At 34.7% G+C, this 17,044-nt stretch carries 23 protein-coding genes; 21 read left to right on the forward strand and 2 right to left on the reverse strand.

Features of this window, described 5'->3' with window-relative positions; genetic code table 11:
- Positions 1 to 6: 6 nt before the first annotated feature.
- From ACJROP_RS01095 to ACJROP_RS01185, 19 genes are all read left to right on the forward strand, one after another.
- A complete protein-coding gene (locus ACJROP_RS01095) occupies positions 7 to 747 on the forward strand; it encodes a succinylglutamate desuccinylase/aspartoacylase family protein (protein WP_406533671.1) in 741 nt (246 codons plus the stop codon).
- A gap of 71 nt (positions 748 to 818) precedes the next feature.
- Positions 819 to 1,541: a metal-dependent hydrolase gene (locus ACJROP_RS01100; RefSeq protein WP_406533672.1), complete on the forward strand. Its 723-nt coding sequence runs from the start codon at positions 819 to 821 to the stop codon at positions 1,539 to 1,541.
- A 258-nt stretch (positions 1,542 to 1,799) separates the two neighbouring features.
- A complete protein-coding gene (locus ACJROP_RS01105; RefSeq protein WP_406533673.1) occupies positions 1,800 to 2,114 on the forward strand; it encodes a monovalent cation/H+ antiporter subunit E in 315 nt (104 codons plus the stop codon).
- A gap of 43 nt (positions 2,115 to 2,157) precedes the next feature.
- Entirely contained in the window at positions 2,158 to 2,424 is a 267-nt protein-coding gene (locus ACJROP_RS01110) for a hypothetical protein (RefSeq protein WP_406533674.1), read from the forward strand.
- The gene (locus ACJROP_RS01115) at positions 2,421 to 2,843 is read left to right on the forward strand and encodes a cation:proton antiporter (RefSeq protein ID WP_406533675.1); all 423 of its coding nucleotides are present in this window, start codon (positions 2,421 to 2,423) and stop codon (positions 2,841 to 2,843) included. Before ACJROP_RS01110 ends, ACJROP_RS01115 begins: the two co-directional genes overlap by 4 nt.
- Positions 2,836 to 3,078: a DUF4040 domain-containing protein gene (locus ACJROP_RS01120; RefSeq protein ID WP_406533676.1), complete on the forward strand. Its 243-nt coding sequence runs from the start codon at positions 2,836 to 2,838 to the stop codon at positions 3,076 to 3,078. Before ACJROP_RS01115 ends, ACJROP_RS01120 begins: the two co-directional genes overlap by 8 nt.
- A complete protein-coding gene (locus ACJROP_RS01125; RefSeq protein WP_406533677.1) occupies positions 3,078 to 3,464 on the forward strand; it encodes a cation:proton antiporter subunit C in 387 nt (128 codons plus the stop codon). The genes ACJROP_RS01120 and ACJROP_RS01125 overlap by 1 nt, the downstream gene beginning before the upstream one ends.
- Positions 3,457 to 4,911, forward strand: coding sequence for an energy conserving hydrogenase EhbF (gene ehbF / locus ACJROP_RS01130; RefSeq protein ID WP_406533678.1), 1,455 nt, complete (start codon positions 3,457 to 3,459; stop codon positions 4,909 to 4,911). Before ACJROP_RS01125 ends, ehbF begins: the two co-directional genes overlap by 8 nt.
- Positions 4,908 to 5,243 carry a hydrogenase gene (locus ACJROP_RS01135; protein ID WP_406533679.1) on the forward strand — a complete coding sequence of 112 codons (336 nt, stop codon included), beginning with the start codon at positions 4,908 to 4,910 and terminating at the stop codon, positions 5,241 to 5,243. The genes ehbF and ACJROP_RS01135 overlap by 4 nt, the downstream gene beginning before the upstream one ends.
- Positions 5,233 to 5,517: an EhbH gene (locus ACJROP_RS01140; RefSeq protein WP_406533711.1), complete on the forward strand. Its 285-nt coding sequence runs from the start codon at positions 5,233 to 5,235 to the stop codon at positions 5,515 to 5,517. Before ACJROP_RS01135 ends, ACJROP_RS01140 begins: the two co-directional genes overlap by 11 nt.
- Positions 5,514 to 5,990 carry an MnhB domain-containing protein gene (locus ACJROP_RS01145; RefSeq protein ID WP_406533680.1) on the forward strand — a complete coding sequence of 159 codons (477 nt, stop codon included), beginning with the start codon at positions 5,514 to 5,516 and terminating at the stop codon, positions 5,988 to 5,990. The genes ACJROP_RS01140 and ACJROP_RS01145 overlap by 4 nt, the downstream gene beginning before the upstream one ends.
- Complete coding sequence (locus ACJROP_RS01150; protein ID WP_406533681.1) at positions 5,987 to 6,238, forward strand: energy-converting hydrogenase B subunit J; 252 nt, start codon at positions 5,987 to 5,989, stop codon at positions 6,236 to 6,238. The genes ACJROP_RS01145 and ACJROP_RS01150 overlap by 4 nt, the downstream gene beginning before the upstream one ends.
- Positions 6,239 to 6,250: 12 nt before the next feature.
- Complete coding sequence (locus ACJROP_RS01155) at positions 6,251 to 7,657, forward strand: 4Fe-4S binding protein (RefSeq protein ID WP_406533682.1); 1,407 nt, start codon at positions 6,251 to 6,253, stop codon at positions 7,655 to 7,657.
- Positions 7,658 to 8,149: a 4Fe-4S binding protein gene (locus ACJROP_RS01160; protein WP_406533683.1), complete on the forward strand. Its 492-nt coding sequence runs from the start codon at positions 7,658 to 7,660 to the stop codon at positions 8,147 to 8,149.
- Positions 8,150 to 8,596, forward strand: a complete 447-nt coding sequence (locus ACJROP_RS01165) for an NADH-quinone oxidoreductase subunit B family protein (protein WP_406533684.1) — start codon at positions 8,150 to 8,152, stop codon at positions 8,594 to 8,596.
- A 12-nt stretch (positions 8,597 to 8,608) separates the two neighbouring features.
- Entirely contained in the window at positions 8,609 to 9,736 is a 1,128-nt protein-coding gene (locus tag ACJROP_RS01170) for a nickel-dependent hydrogenase large subunit (RefSeq protein WP_406533685.1), read from the forward strand.
- A gap of 3 nt (positions 9,737 to 9,739) precedes the next feature.
- Positions 9,740 to 10,738 carry a respiratory chain complex I subunit 1 family protein gene (locus ACJROP_RS01175; RefSeq protein WP_406533686.1) on the forward strand — a complete coding sequence of 333 codons (999 nt, stop codon included), beginning with the start codon at positions 9,740 to 9,742 and terminating at the stop codon, positions 10,736 to 10,738.
- A gap of 12 nt (positions 10,739 to 10,750) precedes the next feature.
- Positions 10,751 to 11,014, forward strand: a complete 264-nt coding sequence (locus tag ACJROP_RS01180; RefSeq protein ID WP_406533687.1) for an energy-converting hydrogenase B subunit P — start codon at positions 10,751 to 10,753, stop codon at positions 11,012 to 11,014.
- Complete coding sequence (locus ACJROP_RS01185) at positions 11,007 to 11,666, forward strand: DUF5612 domain-containing protein (RefSeq protein WP_406533688.1); 660 nt, start codon at positions 11,007 to 11,009, stop codon at positions 11,664 to 11,666. Before ACJROP_RS01180 ends, ACJROP_RS01185 begins: the two co-directional genes overlap by 8 nt.
- 536 nt (positions 11,667 to 12,202) lie before the next feature.
- On the opposite strand, the gene cas4 is transcribed toward ACJROP_RS01185, so the two are convergent.
- The gene (gene cas4, locus ACJROP_RS01190; protein WP_406533689.1) at positions 12,203 to 12,997 is read right to left on the reverse strand and encodes a CRISPR-associated protein Cas4; all 795 of its coding nucleotides are present in this window, start codon (positions 12,995 to 12,997) and stop codon (positions 12,203 to 12,205) included.
- A gap of 135 nt (positions 12,998 to 13,132) precedes the next feature.
- Positions 13,133 to 14,611 (reverse strand): sodium-dependent transporter, encoded by a 1,479-nt coding sequence (locus ACJROP_RS01195; protein ID WP_406533690.1) that lies wholly within the window; start codon positions 14,609 to 14,611, stop codon positions 13,133 to 13,135.
- An 82-nt stretch (positions 14,612 to 14,693) separates the two neighbouring features.
- On the opposite strand from ACJROP_RS01195, the gene ACJROP_RS01200 reads away from it, so the two are divergent.
- Positions 14,694 to 15,218, forward strand: a complete 525-nt coding sequence (locus ACJROP_RS01200; protein ID WP_406533691.1) for a GNAT family N-acetyltransferase — start codon at positions 14,694 to 14,696, stop codon at positions 15,216 to 15,218.
- Positions 15,219 to 15,426: 208 nt separating this feature from the next.
- The gene (locus ACJROP_RS01205; RefSeq protein WP_406533692.1) at positions 15,427 to 17,043 is read left to right on the forward strand and encodes a hypothetical protein; all 1,617 of its coding nucleotides are present in this window, start codon (positions 15,427 to 15,429) and stop codon (positions 17,041 to 17,043) included.
- Position 17,044 lies beyond the last annotated feature (1 nt).

Genomic DNA, 17,044 nt, shown 5'->3' on the forward strand with positions numbered 1-17,044 from the left:
TTAATTATGTATTTTGAAAAGATTGAGCAATTTGGAAATTTTGAAATGGGATATATTTCCGATTTTTCAGGAGGCTATATTTCAAGAAACAGAAACCTTTTTGAAAAATTGCAATTAAGCAAATTGACTCAATTTATTTTGGAAAAATCAGTTTTCGGAACACCTATTTTTAAATTAGGTGATGGAGGAAACAAAATACTTGTTCTATCAGGAATTCATGGAAATGAACTGTCTCCACAGATTGCAAATGTTAATTTGTTAAATGAACTCGTTTTTAAAGAGTTTAACCATACATTATATTTTATCCCATTTGCATCCCCAAAATCAACAATGAATAATGAGAGAACATTCAATTCAATGGATTTAAACAGATCCGCCCATATTAAAGATTCTTTAAGCAATTTGATAATTCAGGCCATCGTTGATTTGGAAATTGATTTTGTAGGTGATTTTCACTCTACTGCCTATAATTCAAATCCCGGTTTCGAATCAATCTTTTCATCAAAATCTCCAACTCCTGAAAGCTTTTTAATTGCAAATTATATTGCTCGTGATGTGGGTTCTGAAATGATATCAATTGATTATGCGGGTTCCTCTTATAAAGGCGCTGTTGAGGATGTTTGTAATTTAAAAAGAATTCCGGCAATTACTGGTGAAGTATTGTGCCCATTCGGTAATGTTGCAAGAGGCAGTGTTGAGAAGTCTTTTTCTCAGATGGAAAGCTTCTTGTCTTATTTTGGAATTTGATTACTTTTCAAATGCTCTTGGATTAATTACTTTTAATGATATGATAAATACTTTTAATTAAGGTGATTTTAGTGTCGTCTTATAAGGGTCATTCGATATTTGCATTTCTACTTGCATTGATGTTTTTTCATAGTCCTCTACTAATTGCTTTGACGTTAATTGGTGCAAATATCCCTGACTTTGATCATGAATTCAAGATAGAGCATGTTTATAAGATGATTATTTTGGGGTTAATAGTGTTTATTTCGCTGTATATCCTCAAATTACCTTATTATATTGGTTTAATCATTGTTTTTCTAGGAGCTATATTCTATTTTTCAGAGCACAGGAGTTTTACCCATTCGATTTTTGGAGTTTTGACATTAACTTCGGCCGTTAGCTTAATACTGATTTGGGGTTTGGAGTTGATTATGAGCATTACAACATTGGATAACAATTATCTGATTTTAGCCATTTTGATTGCACTTTTAAGCTTTTTGTTTTTAAATAAAAAGCTGTTAATGGTTTTCTTGCCATTTTTCTTCATCAGTTTATTTTTAATTCCAAATGGTGATGTTTCATATATTGAAATTGTTTTAGGATTGCTTTTAGGGCTCTTTTCACATATGGTTTTGGATTCATTTACGCCAGCAGGAGTTAAGATTTTTGCTCCAGTTTCTTCAAAAAAAGTTTATAGGAACTTTGGATTATGCATAGTATTTATTTTGGTTGCTTTGGCCATAATAATCCATGCACCATTTCTTTTTAATCTATTTGAGGATTATATCTATATTGCTGTAGGTCATATTGTATGAATTTGCATATAATTTTTCTATCCATCAACATCTTATTTTAATTTTGATTTAGACTATAATTTTTTCTTTATTTTTATTATTTCGATACGGGATTGTTCATTTAATTTTTTCAGAAATTTTTTTAATAAAAATTTGCCAATTAATCATATTTTTAAAAAAATGCATACATTTATAATAAATAATCATGATAAATATTAATATTATTATATAGTCAATATTTTTTGACTTTTATTTAAATAATGAAATGGAGCTTGTTTAATGTTTTTGACTAGAATTGGTTATGGAATTATTTATTTCTTAGACCTTATTTATGAAATCATTAAATCAACAATAGATGTTGCATTTAATGGTGTTATGAGGAGAAATATTGATCCTGTAGTTGTTGACATTGAAACTGTTTTAGAGAGACCGGTTTCACAAACAATTTTAGCTAATAGTATTTCTTTAACCCCTGGTACCTTGTCTGTTGATTTGGACAGTGAAAATAACATTATCAAAGTAGCTACTATTTCTCCAAGAAGTAAAGAGGACATTATTCCTTTTGAAAAGTATATAAAGAAAATGTTAGAATAGAGAGACTCTACATTTTCTAAGTAAAATAATCGAGTGAGATAGTATGGATATATTGTTTATTTCAAAATATATTGTGGTTTTTGCATTAATGATAATGATGCTGGCTGCTTTAAGAGCAAGTGCATATAAATCCACATCAATGGGGCTTTTAGGAAGCTCTGTAGTAGTAAATGCTTTTGCTGTAGCATTACTGCTTGTCGGCGATTTATATAATCTTGGATTCTTTAGAGATATATCATTAGCTTTAATATTCTTTGGTTTTGTAGGCACAATTGCGTTCGCTGTTGTTTTGGGAGGTGATGACGGATGATAGAATATGTTCAATCAGCCCTTCTTATCATAGCAGCTATTTTGACTATAATCTCTGCAATTGGTTTTCTCAGTTTGGGAAAAGAAACCAAGAATGTTGTCTATGCAAGGATTCACATTATAGGTATTTTTGATGTTGCATGTATTATTGCAATGATTGCAATAGGCCAATATCTGCTTGCTGGAATTTACTTCATTCTAGCGCCGTTTATAGCACATGCAATCGCTAATGCTTATTGGAAAAAAGAAGATAGAGAAAATAATTTAGATTTACAGAATGTTGAAGTGGAAGTAGATGAAAATCATCCGTTTTTCCATCCGAAAGAAAAAATGCAAGCTTTAGAGAGCGAAGATTCAGAGAAACTTAAGGCGGATGAAAGATTTTCAGTTACTACATTAGAAATTGACGAGGATGAGTAAGATGTTAGAGTTTGTATTATGTATAATTATAGTTTTAAGTGCAATTCTTGCTCTTATTCAGAAAGATTTGCTAAAGACAGCAATTTTAACAGGATTTTCAGGTGGGGCTCTTGCAGTTCTTTTCCAAATATTATTGGCGCCTGATGTGGCTTTGACTCAAGCCATTGTTGGTGCAGCAATCATTCCTGTATTCATTGCTTTAGCCGTTAAGAAAACTCAAAGGGAGGATAGCTAATGGCACAGACACAACTTGCGATATTATTGACATCAGTTGCGTTGGTCGTTATAGGACTTTACTCAGCAATTTTTGTGGATAATATCATAAAAAAGATAATTGGTATTAGTTTTATCGAAGAAGGTGCTAATCTGTTCATTGTTGCCATTGGTTATAAAGCTGGTGGTGTCGTGCCGATTTTGATGCCTGAAATGGACACATCATGGTTCGCATCAAATGCTGCTTATCCATTGCCTTTCGGTTTAGTACTTACCAGTATTGTAATCGGTGCAAGTACTTTGGCGGTCATGCTTGCTTTAGTAATGGTTCTTTATAGAAGATATGGTACTTTGAGCACAAAAGTGATGTTGGCAGATACATCAAAACAGGAGGAATACAATGAATGAATTAATCCCACTTATGGTTATTGTTCCTTTGATGTCTGCATTGCTTATCAGTGCTTTTTCAAAGTTCAACAAGGCAACAAAGATTTTCGCATTTGTTGTAGCAATATGTCTTCCGTTGATTCCGTTGTTGTCCAATTATGGCCTGCATTACTTTGGAGGATATGAGCCTATCCTGGATAATGTGACAAGTTTCGTATATCATCCTGCAATTACCTATTCATTTACTTTCTTGCAACAGATATTCATTGCAATGATAGGTCTTTTAACATTTTTAGTTATATTCATCTATTTAACTAAATATAAGGAAGTTTCCGGACCATATTTATTCTTATTGTTCTTAGGTACAGCTGCAGTTACCGCAATGCTATTGACTGATGATATATTCCACATGTTCGTATTCTTTGAGATACTGGCGCTTGCACAGGTAGGTATTGTTGCAGCTTCTTCAATTGATTACAGTTATGAAATGGCTTTAAAATATATGATTTTAGGATCAATCGGTTCTCCAATCATGCTTTTAGGAATTGGATTCCTATTGGCTTTAACAGGTAGTGTAAATGTTACTGATATTGTCACTGCTGTTCACAATGGTTTGGTTGATGCTACCTCTCCAGTATTTTTAACTTCACTCGGATTAATATTCTTTGGCTGGTTATATGCCTCAGGGCTACCACCTTTCCATACTATAAAATCTGGAATTTATTCAAAAGCCGAACCTCATGGAGCAGCATTGCTTCAGTCATTTACAGTCATATCCATGATTTCAATCGTATTGATTATGCATAGGATTTATTCCACATTACCAATATTTGAAGTCCTCATAGTATTCTTCTCTATCTTGGCTATGATATTGGGTGTCTCTCTTGCACTTACCCAAACAGACTTCAGAAGAATGATTGGATTTTTAGCTGTTGGTGAGTTAGGTTTCATCGGTTTAGGTATCGGTCTTGGAACCAATTATGCGATAACTGCAGGGTTGTTCCAAGCGTTGAACGAAATTATAATTACTGCATTATTATTCATTGGATTTGGTGCAATCGTCAATGCAACAAATGAAGTGGATACACGCAAGCTAGGAGGGCTTCTGGCATATCATCCGAAAGTAAGTATCATGCTTTTGATTGCTGGTTTGGCAATGGCTGGTGTTCCTCCATTAAGCGGATTCCAATCCAAATTAATGCTTGTTCAAGCATCTTTAAGTTGCGGATTCCCTGAAATATCTATTTTGGCAATCATGGTAAGTATAGCCACATTTGTAGTATTTGTAAAAACATTCTATGTGATGTTTTTAAGACCAAAACCAAAAGAATTGGAAGTTGAAGGCAAGGAAGTTCCTCGTGCAATGATTTTTGCAATGGGAGTATTATTAATTCTTGTTATAGGATTAGGTCTGTTCCCGGACATGGTTGTAAACGGAATTTCTAGCTTTGTAGGAGGGATATTATGAAACTGTATGATCAGATATTCGATGTTGTAAAACAATTCAAAAAATTGTTTTCACCAGGCCCTGTAACCAATGCAGATGTTTCAGGAAGCATCACAGCAGAGATATTCCTGATTGTATCATTAGTTCTATCTGCAATACTGCTAAGGCATGTCAATGTTTTGCTTGCCGGATTGGTCACATTAATATTGGCAATCGTTTTGATTTCTAATATTCCGCTTATTCCTAAGTTCAAGATTGAACAGGAAGATTCATTGGAGAAGATGATATTCTACGCAGTCATAACACTTTCAATTATTGTCGTATTCATGTACTGGGGTGGTAATCTTGTCTGATAAAACAACAATTCGCAATTTGATTGCAGCAGTGCTGGCGGCAATATTTTCTGTTACTTTATTTGATGCAGTATTCCATCTAAGTAGCATGATTAACCCTGGTGTAAGCAATATTTACAATGCTTTGGGAACTCAAATAGCTCCAAACCTTGTAACAGTTGTCATTTTTGATTTCAGAGCATACGATACATTAGGAGAATCAATCATATTGTTAACTGCGGGAATAGTAGTATTACTTATATTTGGTAGAGGATTATTGGGGGATAAAAGATGAGTCAAGGCAGTGTAATTTTAAAATTAATATCTTTACCAATTTCAATCCTTTTAATTTGTTTAGGTATAATGACCATCCTTGGAGGACATATCACTCCTGGTGGAGGTTTCCAAGGTGGTGCAATGATAGCTAGTGGAATTATATTGTCTGTTCTTGTTTATGGAATCGGCAACTCTCCATTAGAATTGTCCCACTTGTATATTGAAGTATTCGAGTCAATTGGAGCATTAGGTTTTGTCATATTTGGTTTAATAGGGTTATTCGTAGGAGGATTTTACTTATACAATTTCGGAACAGATTTGTTAAATGTTGTTCCGGCAGCAATTCAAACTGCTTTCCACTATCCTGATGTAACCAATGCGGGAATTATTCCATACCTCAATATATTTGTTGGTTTGAAAGTATTTGTAGGTTTATCCTCAATTGTAATAGCATTTGCAGGATTTAAGAAAATAGTAGAGGAGGGTGAATGATGTTAAGTTTAGGACCAATAATATTTGGATTAATATTGGGCGTTGTCATCGGATCACAAATTAAACTCAATCATGTTGACGCAAAATTCACTACAGCATCATTTATCGTAATACTGATTGCAGGAATCATTGTAGCATGGCAATCTGGTAATTATCCGTTTTACACAGACTTGCCGATTTCCACTGCATTCTTATCTGCATTAATAGGAATTTTTGTAGGCAAACTACTATTTGCAAGGAGTAAATAAGGAGTTTTTATAATGTTTTTAACAACTAATACATGTGAAGGAAAAAGAGATTGTATTAAACAGTGTCCTACAAAAGCTATTAGATACATCAATGGAAGGGCTTTCAGTTGTCTTACTTGCGGAATATGTTATAAAAACTGTCCTAATGGAGCAATATTCCAGAATAGCTATGGTGGATATGTTGTAGACAGGGCCAAATGTAACGGCTGTGGAATGTGCATGTACAATTGTCCTACAAACAACATTACAATTGAAGACGGAATCGTTTATGGTATCTGTTCACGCTGTGGAGTATGTGCAGAGACCTGTTCAAATCGTGTTGACGGATACGAACTCGAAAAGGCAAAACAACTTACATTGATTGAGTCATTAATGATTTTGCATCCTCCGTTGGATAATGTTCCACACAAAAAAGAATCTGAAGTTAAGGAAGTCACTAGAAATTACTTCGGAACTGACACAGAAAAATGTATTTTATGTGGAAGATGTGAAGAGTATTGTCCGTTAGGTGCCATTCATGTAAAGATTGATAGGGATGAAGGCATTTGTCGTGAATGTAGAATCTGTAGTGATGTTTGTCCGAACGATTCAATGAATAAGCATCAAATTGTGAATAAAAGTTCATGTACACTTTGCCTTAACTGTATGAAGGCATGCCCTAACAATGCAATTTCTGTCGAGGACTTTGAGATTATCGTTAATAAGTTAAATCAAAAACCGTCAGGTTCAATTGTTTCATGTTTAAACTGCGGATTATGCGCCGATTTATCTGAAAATGAGTCGCTTAAAAGGGTTGAAGGCAAGCTAAGATATGATCCTTCAAGCGATACTGAAAATACAACTCATGAAATCGCAATTAATTCATGTCCAATCAATACATTGCGTGAAGACGATGAAATGTTTATCTATGATGAGTTTAATGATGAAGAATTGCCTGCATTGGCAGGATTTTGTGTATCATGCGGAAAATGTGTACAAGTCTGTGATGAAGCGGGCGCACGCCAGTTCATGACTCATTCATGGGATGGACAAGTATCAGACGATTGCATAAGCTGTGGAATCTGTGTTGAAGTATGTCAGGAAGACGCAATCACATTGCATAGGGGAACAATCGCTGTTGATTTGGATAAATGTATCCTATGTGAAAACTGTGCAGTGCATTGTCCGGTTGATGCCATTCCAAAATCAACATTGTATAAAAATGAAATCAAGGATGGATTTAATTTCATTGAGCAAAAATTATGTATGCACTGTGGATTATGTCATAAAACCTGTTCATATGATGCAATCGAGGAAATTGATGGTGAATTTATAGTAAACGAAGAGAAATGTACATATTGTGGAGCATGTAAGAATGCATGTCCTGCAAGAGCATTCTTATTCGAAAGAAACTTTAAAGATTCAATAGAGGGTATTTAAATGAGGAACTTAATTAGAATAGCTTTGGAAGGAGCTTTTACCAACTTTAAAAGAATCTTTTTTGCAGCTGATAGGGTTACAGATATGGAGTTGAGAAGACAGATATCAACACTTTCAGTTGAAGTGGATGACAGAGTTGATGAAAAAGCTTGTATTGGATGTTCTGGTTGTGCTAATGTATGTCCAACAGGAGCAATTGAAATGAAACCCTTAGCAAATCCTGTTACATTAACTGAAAATTGGACTAAAGATAAAGTACCTGAAATTAATCTTGAAAAATGCGTAGTATGTTACTATTGCCATGATTTCTGTCCTATATTTTCATTGTATGGACAAAAAGGAACCGTACATCCAAGTTGCGTTGGTGACCAGGAAGTTGAAATTTCAGAATTCCTTGATCAACCATTTAAAATATCTGATGCCAAGCTTAAGGTTATTGCACAGTACTTATCAGATAATACTGTATTAAAAAATAGAGAGGAAGGTGATTAGATGGGAATTAAATCATTTTCAAGAGCAAGAGCAATACATGTCATGTTGGTTTATACTGGTGGATGTAATGGATGTGATATTGAAATTGTAAACTCCATATTATCACCTAGATTTGATGCTGAGCAATATAACGTGTTCTTAACTTGGAATCCTCGTGAAGCGGATGTACTTGTCGTTACAGGACCAGTTACACATTTGAATAGGAAACCATTAGAGAAAATTTATGAAGCCATTCCTAATCCGAAATTAGTTGTGGCTGCAGGAAGTTGCGCTTTAATGGGTGGAGTTTATAAGAATTGTTATGGTGACATTCCTTCTGAAGAAATTGAAGGGCCAGTTGAAAATATCATACCGGTGAATGCAAAGATTCCTGGTTGTGCCGTAAGGCCTCAGGATGTTTTGGCTGGAGTCGTATCACTTTTACCTATATTATTGGATGCGGACTGAGAGGGGGATTAAATGGATAAAAAAGTACCAAGAAGCAATATAATTGAAACGGAAATTCCAATGGGTACAGTTCACCCCGCTGCATTGGAGCCATATAGGGTAAGGTTTTTTGTTGAGGATGAAATAGTGCAGGAAGCCGAAATCACTATTGGTGTTAATCATAGGGGTATTGAAAGAATCATGGAAGGTTTGCCGGTTCAAAAAGCAAATGCGCTTACAGAAAAAATCTGCGGAATCTGTTCCAATTCACATATATGGAATTCATGCAGAACCGCCGAAATAGGTTTGGGCATTGAAATTCCAGAAAGAGCGGAATATATTCGTGTGATTATGGGCGAACTTGAACGTTTGCATTCACATTTCCTGTATTTGGCTCACGGTTGTGAAGTATTGTCCCATGAAACATTTTCAATGAGAGTATTCTACTTAAGGGAAATTGTTATGGAACTGCTTGCAATGATTGGAGGTAACAGAGTTCAATACGGTTGTTCTGTCTTAGGAGGAGTAAGGCCAAGATGTGAATTGGATGAAGCAAAACTATTAAGGCTAAAAGAGGACATGGATAAAGTTGAGGAAGGCCTTACAGATTTCGCTAACAGGTTCACAGCAGATCCAATTGTAATGTCAAGGATTACTGGAATTGGAGTATTGCCGCAAAAACAAGCTATTGAGCTAGCAGTAACCGGGCCAACTTTAAGGGCTACCGGTGTTGCAAGGGATTTGAGAACAACAATGTTCGAATATGATAATTTTGATTTTAATGTAGTTACCCAACCTGACGGGGATGTAAAATCCAATTTATTGATGAGGGCATTGGAGTCTTTTGAGTCAATAAAAATCATCAGACAAGCTATTGCAAACATTCCTGAAGGCAAACTGGTCAATCATGACTGGGAAATGGTTGATACTGATATAACTCAAAGTTACATTGAAGTTCCAAGAGGAACCTTATATCATTCTTATGCACTTGAAAGTGGAAGAGTAAGGCACTGTGTTATAAGAACTCCATCAATGGCAAACATTGGTGCAATGCAATATGCTTGCATTGGAGATCAAATCACAGATGCCCAATTATGTATCGTACAATGTGACCCTTGTTTCACTTGTACGGACAGAGCAATTGAAATAATTAGGAGGTAGAACATGTTTGAAAATACATTAATAAATTCAGTCCTTGCAGTAATTCTTACAGTGCTAGTCTGTTTTGTAATTTCAACACTGCTTCCAGGAATCGAAAGAAAATACATTCATGCAAGAATTCAGCAAAGAATTGGGCCGCTGGTAATTGCTCCGGGAATCATGGCTCCATTGAAATTCATATTTAAGGAAAATGTGGAAATTTCATCTCCTGTTCCTAAGTTATACAAGATATTGCCAATAATCTGTTTCATTGTGGTTTTATGCGTACTTATTGCGTTAACTCCACAAGCTTATCAGATTCCGGCACTTTCAAGCTTAGTGGCAATCGTTGGATTTTTGAAAGTAGAAGAGATATGTTATGTGTTAATGGGCGCATTGTCTAAATCTGTAATGTCTTTGAGGATGCCGTTCCCTGATCTTGCAAAAGGGGCAGCACATTTGAATGTTCAAAGGTCATTTGTTGAAGATATCAGTGCAAAAAGGTCTCTTAGGATGATTACATACGGATCTTTCCCATTGTATTTGGCATTATTTGCTCCAGTGACTGCTGCCAGAAGCATTTTCTTACAGGACATTGTCAGATATCAACAAATAAATGGACCATTCTTGTTTACTGTATCCGGTGCAATAGCAGCTATCGTATTTTTCATAGGTTACATGATTATATTGAACGAGTATCCATTTTCAATTATTAAAGCAAAATCAGATGTAATAGAAGGACCATATATGGAATATGCTGCAAAGTACAGATCAATCGTATATCTTACAAGAGGATTTTTCATGTTTGTACTCGGTTGTATCTTTTCAGTATTGTTTATTGGAATCCCGCCAAGCATATTATCATGGGGAATTTTAGTCAATATAGCTGTTGCATTGATATTCGTGTTCATGATGGGAATCTTATCAGCATTCAGCCCGGTATTTACAAATAGGCAGCTATTGCCGACAATATTGGGTGCAACATTGCTGGGAGTATTATCAATCGTACTTGGACTATTATAGGAGGAATTATTTATGAAATTTGTTATGAGACCGTATCACATGGTAAGTCTTGGAGGATACATTGTTGAATGGGATTTTCCTTACAGAAATTTAATAGTGGTAAATAAGACCTCTGAACCAATCAAAATTGAAATACCCGTATTCCATAAAGAATGGATTCAAGAGCATAAAGACTTGGGTCTTGAGGTAATCCCAGTCACTGAAGATGACAATTATTTAAGCATGTGGAAAAGAGCACATGCAGAACTTGATAAAATAAGGCCAAAAAATGAGTGATTATACATTAACTATTAAAGCTGACGAGAAAAAAGGCGTTTTGGATGACATTACCGATGTTATCACGGAGCATGGTGCTAACATTAGCTATGTTCATCTTTTCGTTGAGAAGAATAATGTCGGTTCCATCAATCTGGAGCTGGAGCATGTCGAAGACATCGATGAACTGGTTTCAGATTTGAAAAGCATTCCTGAAATAAAAACTGTTGAATTGCACGGTTCTCAGCTCGACATTTACGGAAAGCGTATAATCATCATCGGTGGTGGAGCACAGGTATCTCAAGTGGCTATGGGTGCAATCACTGAAGCCGATAGGCATAATATACGTGGTGAACGCATAAGTATAGATACGATTCCATTGGTAGGTGAAAAGGCATTGGCTGAAGCCGTTGAAGCCATTTCAAGATTGCCTCGTGTAAGCGCTTTGGTTTTGGCAGGTTCCCTCATGGGCGGCGAGATTACGGAAGCAGTCAAAAAGGTTAAGGAAGAGGGTGATTTGGTTGTTATTTCTCTAAACATGCCTGGAAGCGTAACCGAATATGCTGATTTGATAATCACTGATCCTATCCAAGCAGGTGTTCTGGCCGTAATGTCTATTGCGGATACTGCTGTTTTTGATATAAATCGTCTCGGCGATAATATTAAGTTCTAAATTCATGTTTATGGACATATAGGGAGTTTTTTAACTCCCTTTCAATTTTTTGTTTTCAATTTGTAAACTTGCTTTCATTTAAAAGTTAAGTTTATATATTTTTCTTTCCATAATATTACATACCATTTGTATGGCGATGGGTTTTAACCCTCTTAATTCAAAGTGGAAAACTGAATAAGGATTTTGCTGAATTTTTTAATCCTTATTCTACTAATTATTTTTTTTTTAAAAATATTCTTAAAATAAAGATATTGAGTTTAATTAGAAATCAGATATCAAATACATATTAAAACTTCATTTTCTTTGGATTGCTGATTTCCTCGAACTAAAAAACTATAAACTTTTCTAATGACTAATTAAGATCTCAATATCTACATCAATAGGGCGATAGTTAGTATGTTACTGTGGTAGGTAACCACAAGAAATGTTATTAGTAACATTATTTTCATACGCTACACCTCCGTTGTGAATAAAAATAGATTTTTTCATTCATTATTCAAAGTAGAAGTTGTTGTTAGTATTTTAGGAGGTGTAAATCAATCTTTCAAGCAAATATCTTTATATTCACATTTACCGCATTTTTTATTATTCTTTTTAACGTTGGGAAGTCTTTTGTTGTCAGTTATTTCCTTGACTTCACGAATCACGTCAAACAATCCTTTTCTAAGATTGACATCCATTACGACGGGTCTTCTGTCACCTATCTTTTCATAATCAACAAAGCCGACAAAGACTTCCGTGTCAAACTCTTCTTCAAGAAGTATTGCATATGCCACCAATTCTATGGCATCCTGGTCCCAAACTCCTTTAAGGGGAGGATTGGAGCTTTTGATGGCTACGGGATAGTATTTTCCATCGATTATTTCTATCTTGTCGCACATTCCAATAAGTTCAAGCCTGGAATCCTTCAGCAAATATGAATACATACAATTCGGGAAAAACATGTCTATTATTTCAAAGGCATGCTTATCCAATATTGTCATTGCCTGTTTTGTTTTTAGGGCTTTGATTTTAATGTTGAAATATGAATCGGCAATTATATCGCTGATTTGCTCATCATCGATTCCCAAATTCATGGATTTGATGGAATCTGCTGTGCTTTCAATGTATGAATTGATGTTTTCAGACAATATGCTTTCAATTTCAATCAAATTCATTTCCTTTTTGATTTTGCGCATATTTTTCTGTATCAAATCTTGGATGTCAATTTTAAGCTTTTTAATCTCGATTGCGAGCTGGTAATCTTTGTTTTCCTCTACATCAATATGATTCTGGATGTAGAGCTTCATCGGACAATACATATGTGTTTTAATCGAAGATATGTTCATCATAAAATAACCTCTAAAATTAAGTAATATTACTTTAAAATTAATGATATAAATAATTAGAAGTTATAGATGATGTAAATTCTTTTAAATAAAATAAAAAAAGGAAATAGCTATTTATTTAGCTATTAAAGATAAATTTTAAACATCGTAGTAATGTTTGTTTATTGCAGGCAATTTTGCAAAGACAATCGGAACCACTATCAGCAGTACAGTCAATATTGTCATTATGGTTGCACTAAGCCCATCTGCATTAATTATTGTTGAATAAACCCCTTGTCCCCAAAGACCGAATATGCATATAGGTAAAATGTATTTGATAACTGTTTTCCAGGTTTTGCCCACTTTAATGGTTGAATTGTTGTTCAAGGTTTCAATCAAGTCATCAAACTTGTAAATCCAACCGAATATTATGCATTCAAGAAGTATCGCAAAGAGCAGAGCGAAATTGTTTAAGTATGCATCAAACACTCCTAAAATTGTGCTTCCGGCACCTGTTGCAAAGATGGTGGAAACGAAAAATCCAACAATGCAAACTACGGTTGCGGTCTTTTTACGCTCAATAAGGAATTTTTCCGAAATGGAATAGCATACTCCTTCAAGAAGCGCAATGACTGAAGTGATTCCCGCAAACAATATGCACAGGAAGAATAATGGACCAACGATATATGCAACATCACCCATTATATTGAATACCTGTGGGAAAACTACAAATGCAAGGCCGGTTCCTTCTGTTACAAGTTCATTGAATGGTATTCCACTTGAAAGTGTCATGAATCCTAAGATGGAAAATATCCCAATGGAGTTAAACACTTCAAAACCTGAATTTGAGAATGCTACGATTAAGGCACTGTCAACCAGTTTGGAGCCTTCAGGAAGGTAGCTTGCATATGTCATTGCAATTGCCATACCTAAACTAAGTGAAAACACGATTTGTCCGAAAGCGGCTAACCAAACATCTAGATTGGTTAGGGCGTTCCAATCAGGAGTAAATATCTGTGAGTATCCAATTGATGCACCGGGCAATGTCAATGAGAATGCAACAATACCCACAACAATCAAACAAAGCAGAGGCAATAGAATTTCACTTGCACGCCCAATTCCATCATTCAAATCTCTTTTAAGGATGAACCATGCAATAAACCAGATGGCAAATACTGATGCAAGCACTGTCGGAACGATTTTAAACAGCCCAGACATTGAGTCTGTTGCTTGAAGGACATTATTTGCAAAGTATAAATCAGGATTTGAACCCCATGCTTTTGTAAGGCTTAAGAATATGTAAATCAAGTCCCATCCGACAACACAAACGTAGTATGTTGTTATCAAAAACACGATTAGCAGGATAAACCATGCTACTGGCTCTAATTTTTTACTGACTGAGAACAATATTCTTGCAAGTGACCTTTTAAATTTAAAACCGACGGCATATTCTACGAGAACAAATGAAATTCCAAGGAGGAATAATGATACGATATAAGGAATCATGAATGATCCTCCGCCGTTGGAGTATAAGACATTCGGGAAACGCCAGATATTTCCAAGACCAACAGCAGAACCAATCATTGCCATCATAAATGCAAGAGTACTGTTCCATTCTGATTTTTTCTGTTCTGTCATTTTATCACGTTAATATTATTTTGGTGTTTTGGGTTTAAATAATATTACTTTATAAATAAATTCAATGGCATCGGAGACAAACATGAATATAATTAAATTGAAAGATGATGATGTAGTTTCTTTCAAGAAACATTTGCAGGAAGCCTTTCAGCAGGGTTACGAGTCAGTATATGGTAAATGCGAAGAACTGGTTCTGCCTGAAAAGGACATTGATGACTGCTTGAATAGGCAAGACAGTCATGCTTTTGAAGTAGTTAATCAAGACAACGAAATCATTGGAGGTGCCGTCATCACGATTAATGAAAAGACAAATCACAATAATCTGGATTTCCTATTTGTTAAAGTTGGCATCCAAAGTCGGGGATTGGGCCAGTCAATCTGGAAGGAATTGGAAAAAATGTATCCCAATACGGAAGTATGGGAAACTTGCACTCCGTATTTTGACAAAAGAAATATTCATTTTTATGTAAATAAGTTAGGATTTCATATTGTGGAGTTTTTCAATGAGAAAAATCCTGATTTGAACAATCCCGACGATAACTTTTCATTGGAGGAAGGCATGTTCAGATTTGAAAAAATAATGAAAAATAAGGAAATCAATCCTTAATTCACATCTAATTTAAGAATAAGTCTTCAATATCTGGGGGATGTTAATGTTAACAGTAATAACTCATTATTTTTTGATGTAATCTATTTTTTACCTTATTTTTTAATTAAAAACGGTCTATTATGTATTTATTTTAAATACAATATTCATTATATATATACATATCTATTGATTAGATAATCAATAATTTTAATTGAGGTTGTTTAAAATGAAACATAAAAAGGTAATGCTGGTAGCCTGTTTGCTGCTAGCTATTTTAACAATAGGTTCTGTTAGCGCTATTGAAGATACAACAATCTCTGATGATGCAGTTGAGTTGTCTCAAGATGTAGATGATGCGCTAACAGTTGAAGATTCTCAAGAAGAGGCTCTTGAAAATCAAGTTGAGGAAAGTATTGCAAGTGATGATGCAGATGATGCGTTGTCATACGATGCAAGTGATCTTAATGTTGAAGGTTTATCAGTAGGGGATATTAGTATATATGTTAGTGATACAGTTTCTGCCGATTATGACTATATTGCGTGGGTCGGTGATGATGATTATTTAGATGGTAAAGTTATAGTTACCATTGATAATAAGACATATTATAATAAGGAATTTAATAGAGCAGATGCTATTTGGGATGTTGAAATCCGTGCTGGTGATTTGGATGGTATAAATGTATTTGCTGAAGATTTCCTAGGCAATCATACAGTTAAACTCACATATGGTGGTCTTACTGAGGAAAAGTATGTTCCATTTATCTTTGAACCGTATTTCATACAGCCTAACTCTGCGGCTATTGGCGAAGTATCATATATTGTTTTTAATGCACCGGGCAATTTTAAAGGAAGTGTAACTTTGTATAATGCAGTCTACAATGACACCACTCATGAATATGAAGCCGGTACAAAAATATTAACTCATTCAATCAGTGCTTCTTCAAGTGAGGTGCCATTGCCTGTATTAACAAAAGAAGATGACTATTATTTTATTGTAAAATATACAATTGATGGTAAAAACTATACAGAGATTTTTGATGTGTATGTCTTTAAAAACTCACCAGATGTATCGTCAAACATCTCCGAAAGTGAAATTAATATTGGTGAATCTTTAACTATTACAGTAACAGGTCATAATGCGGGTGATATAGGTTTTTGTCTTGATGGGGAATACATAGGCGCAGATTCATTTGATAATAGCACTGCTGTGAAACGTACATTTTCAGGTTTAACAGAAGGCACTCATCTTATTGAAGTCTATGGAGTCACTTTAGAATACGAAAAATATTTCGTTGTGAAAGTAAAGAAAAATATTGCTAATGCTAATGTAAAATTATCCAAAACCGCTTTTACATATAATGCAAAAGTCCAAAAGCCAACTGTTACTTTAACTAATGGTGCTGTTCTAAAAGAGGGCGTTGACTATACTCTCAAATGGTCAGCTTCACCTAAAAACGTCGGAACATATACCGTTATAGTTACTGGAATCGGTGCTTACAAGGGAACTACAAAAGCAACCTTTAAGATCAACAAGGCTGCTAATCCTTTAAAAGTCAAAGCCAAAACTGCTAAAGTTAAACTCTCAAAACTTGAAAAGAAAGCACAGAAACTTAAAGTAACTAAAGTGGTCAAGTTCACCAAAAAAGGCCAAGGAACATTAACCTATAAAAAAGTAAAAGGTAACAAGAAAATCACCATCAACAAAAAAACAGGTAAAGTCACTGTTGCCAAAGGCCTTAAGAAAGGAACCTATAAAGTGAAAGTAAAAATCAAAGCAAAAGGTAATGCCAATTACAAAGCATCCACCTTTAAAACTGTGACTTTTAAAATAGTAATTAAATAGA

This window comes from Methanobrevibacter sp. (assembly GCF_045220775.1).
Taxonomy (GTDB): domain Archaea; phylum Methanobacteriota; class Methanobacteria; order Methanobacteriales; family Methanobacteriaceae; genus Methanocatella.

Bases quoted from the DNA above. Each gene is read 5' to 3' on its own strand.
- ACJROP_RS01095 (WP_406533671.1), top strand. From the start codon at position 7: ATGTATTTTGAAAAGATTGAGCAATTTGGAAATTTTGAAATGGGATAT.
- ACJROP_RS01105 (WP_406533673.1), top strand. From the start codon at position 1,800: ATGTTTTTGACTAGAATTGGTTATGGAATTATTTATTTCTTAGACCTT.
- ACJROP_RS01110 (WP_406533674.1), top strand. From the start codon at position 2,158: ATGGATATATTGTTTATTTCAAAATATATTGTGGTTTTTGCATTAATG.
- ACJROP_RS01115 (WP_406533675.1), top strand. From the start codon at position 2,421: ATGATAGAATATGTTCAATCAGCCCTTCTTATCATAGCAGCTATTTTG.
- ACJROP_RS01120 (WP_406533676.1), top strand. From the start codon at position 2,836: ATGAGTAAGATGTTAGAGTTTGTATTATGTATAATTATAGTTTTAAGT.
- ACJROP_RS01125 (WP_406533677.1), top strand. From the start codon at position 3,078: ATGGCACAGACACAACTTGCGATATTATTGACATCAGTTGCGTTGGTC.
- ehbF (WP_406533678.1), top strand. From the start codon at position 3,457: ATGAATGAATTAATCCCACTTATGGTTATTGTTCCTTTGATGTCTGCA.
- ACJROP_RS01135 (WP_406533679.1), top strand. From the start codon at position 4,908: ATGAAACTGTATGATCAGATATTCGATGTTGTAAAACAATTCAAAAAA.
- ACJROP_RS01145 (WP_406533680.1), top strand. From the start codon at position 5,514: ATGAGTCAAGGCAGTGTAATTTTAAAATTAATATCTTTACCAATTTCA.
- ACJROP_RS01150 (WP_406533681.1), top strand. From the start codon at position 5,987: ATGATGTTAAGTTTAGGACCAATAATATTTGGATTAATATTGGGCGTT.
- ACJROP_RS01155 (WP_406533682.1), top strand. From the start codon at position 6,251: ATGTTTTTAACAACTAATACATGTGAAGGAAAAAGAGATTGTATTAAA.
- ACJROP_RS01160 (WP_406533683.1), top strand. From the start codon at position 7,658: ATGAGGAACTTAATTAGAATAGCTTTGGAAGGAGCTTTTACCAACTTT.
- ACJROP_RS01165 (WP_406533684.1), top strand. From the start codon at position 8,150: ATGGGAATTAAATCATTTTCAAGAGCAAGAGCAATACATGTCATGTTG.
- ACJROP_RS01170 (WP_406533685.1), top strand. From the start codon at position 8,609: ATGGATAAAAAAGTACCAAGAAGCAATATAATTGAAACGGAAATTCCA.
- ACJROP_RS01175 (WP_406533686.1), top strand. From the start codon at position 9,740: ATGTTTGAAAATACATTAATAAATTCAGTCCTTGCAGTAATTCTTACA.
- ACJROP_RS01180 (WP_406533687.1), top strand. From the start codon at position 10,751: ATGAAATTTGTTATGAGACCGTATCACATGGTAAGTCTTGGAGGATAC.
- ACJROP_RS01185 (WP_406533688.1), top strand. From the start codon at position 11,007: ATGAGTGATTATACATTAACTATTAAAGCTGACGAGAAAAAAGGCGTT.
- cas4 (WP_406533689.1), bottom strand. From the start codon at position 12,997: ATGATGAACATATCTTCGATTAAAACACATATGTATTGTCCGATGAAG.
- ACJROP_RS01195 (WP_406533690.1), bottom strand. From the start codon at position 14,611: ATGACAGAACAGAAAAAATCAGAATGGAACAGTACTCTTGCATTTATG.
- ACJROP_RS01200 (WP_406533691.1), top strand. From the start codon at position 14,694: ATGAATATAATTAAATTGAAAGATGATGATGTAGTTTCTTTCAAGAAA.
- ACJROP_RS01205 (WP_406533692.1), top strand. From the start codon at position 15,427: ATGAAACATAAAAAGGTAATGCTGGTAGCCTGTTTGCTGCTAGCTATT.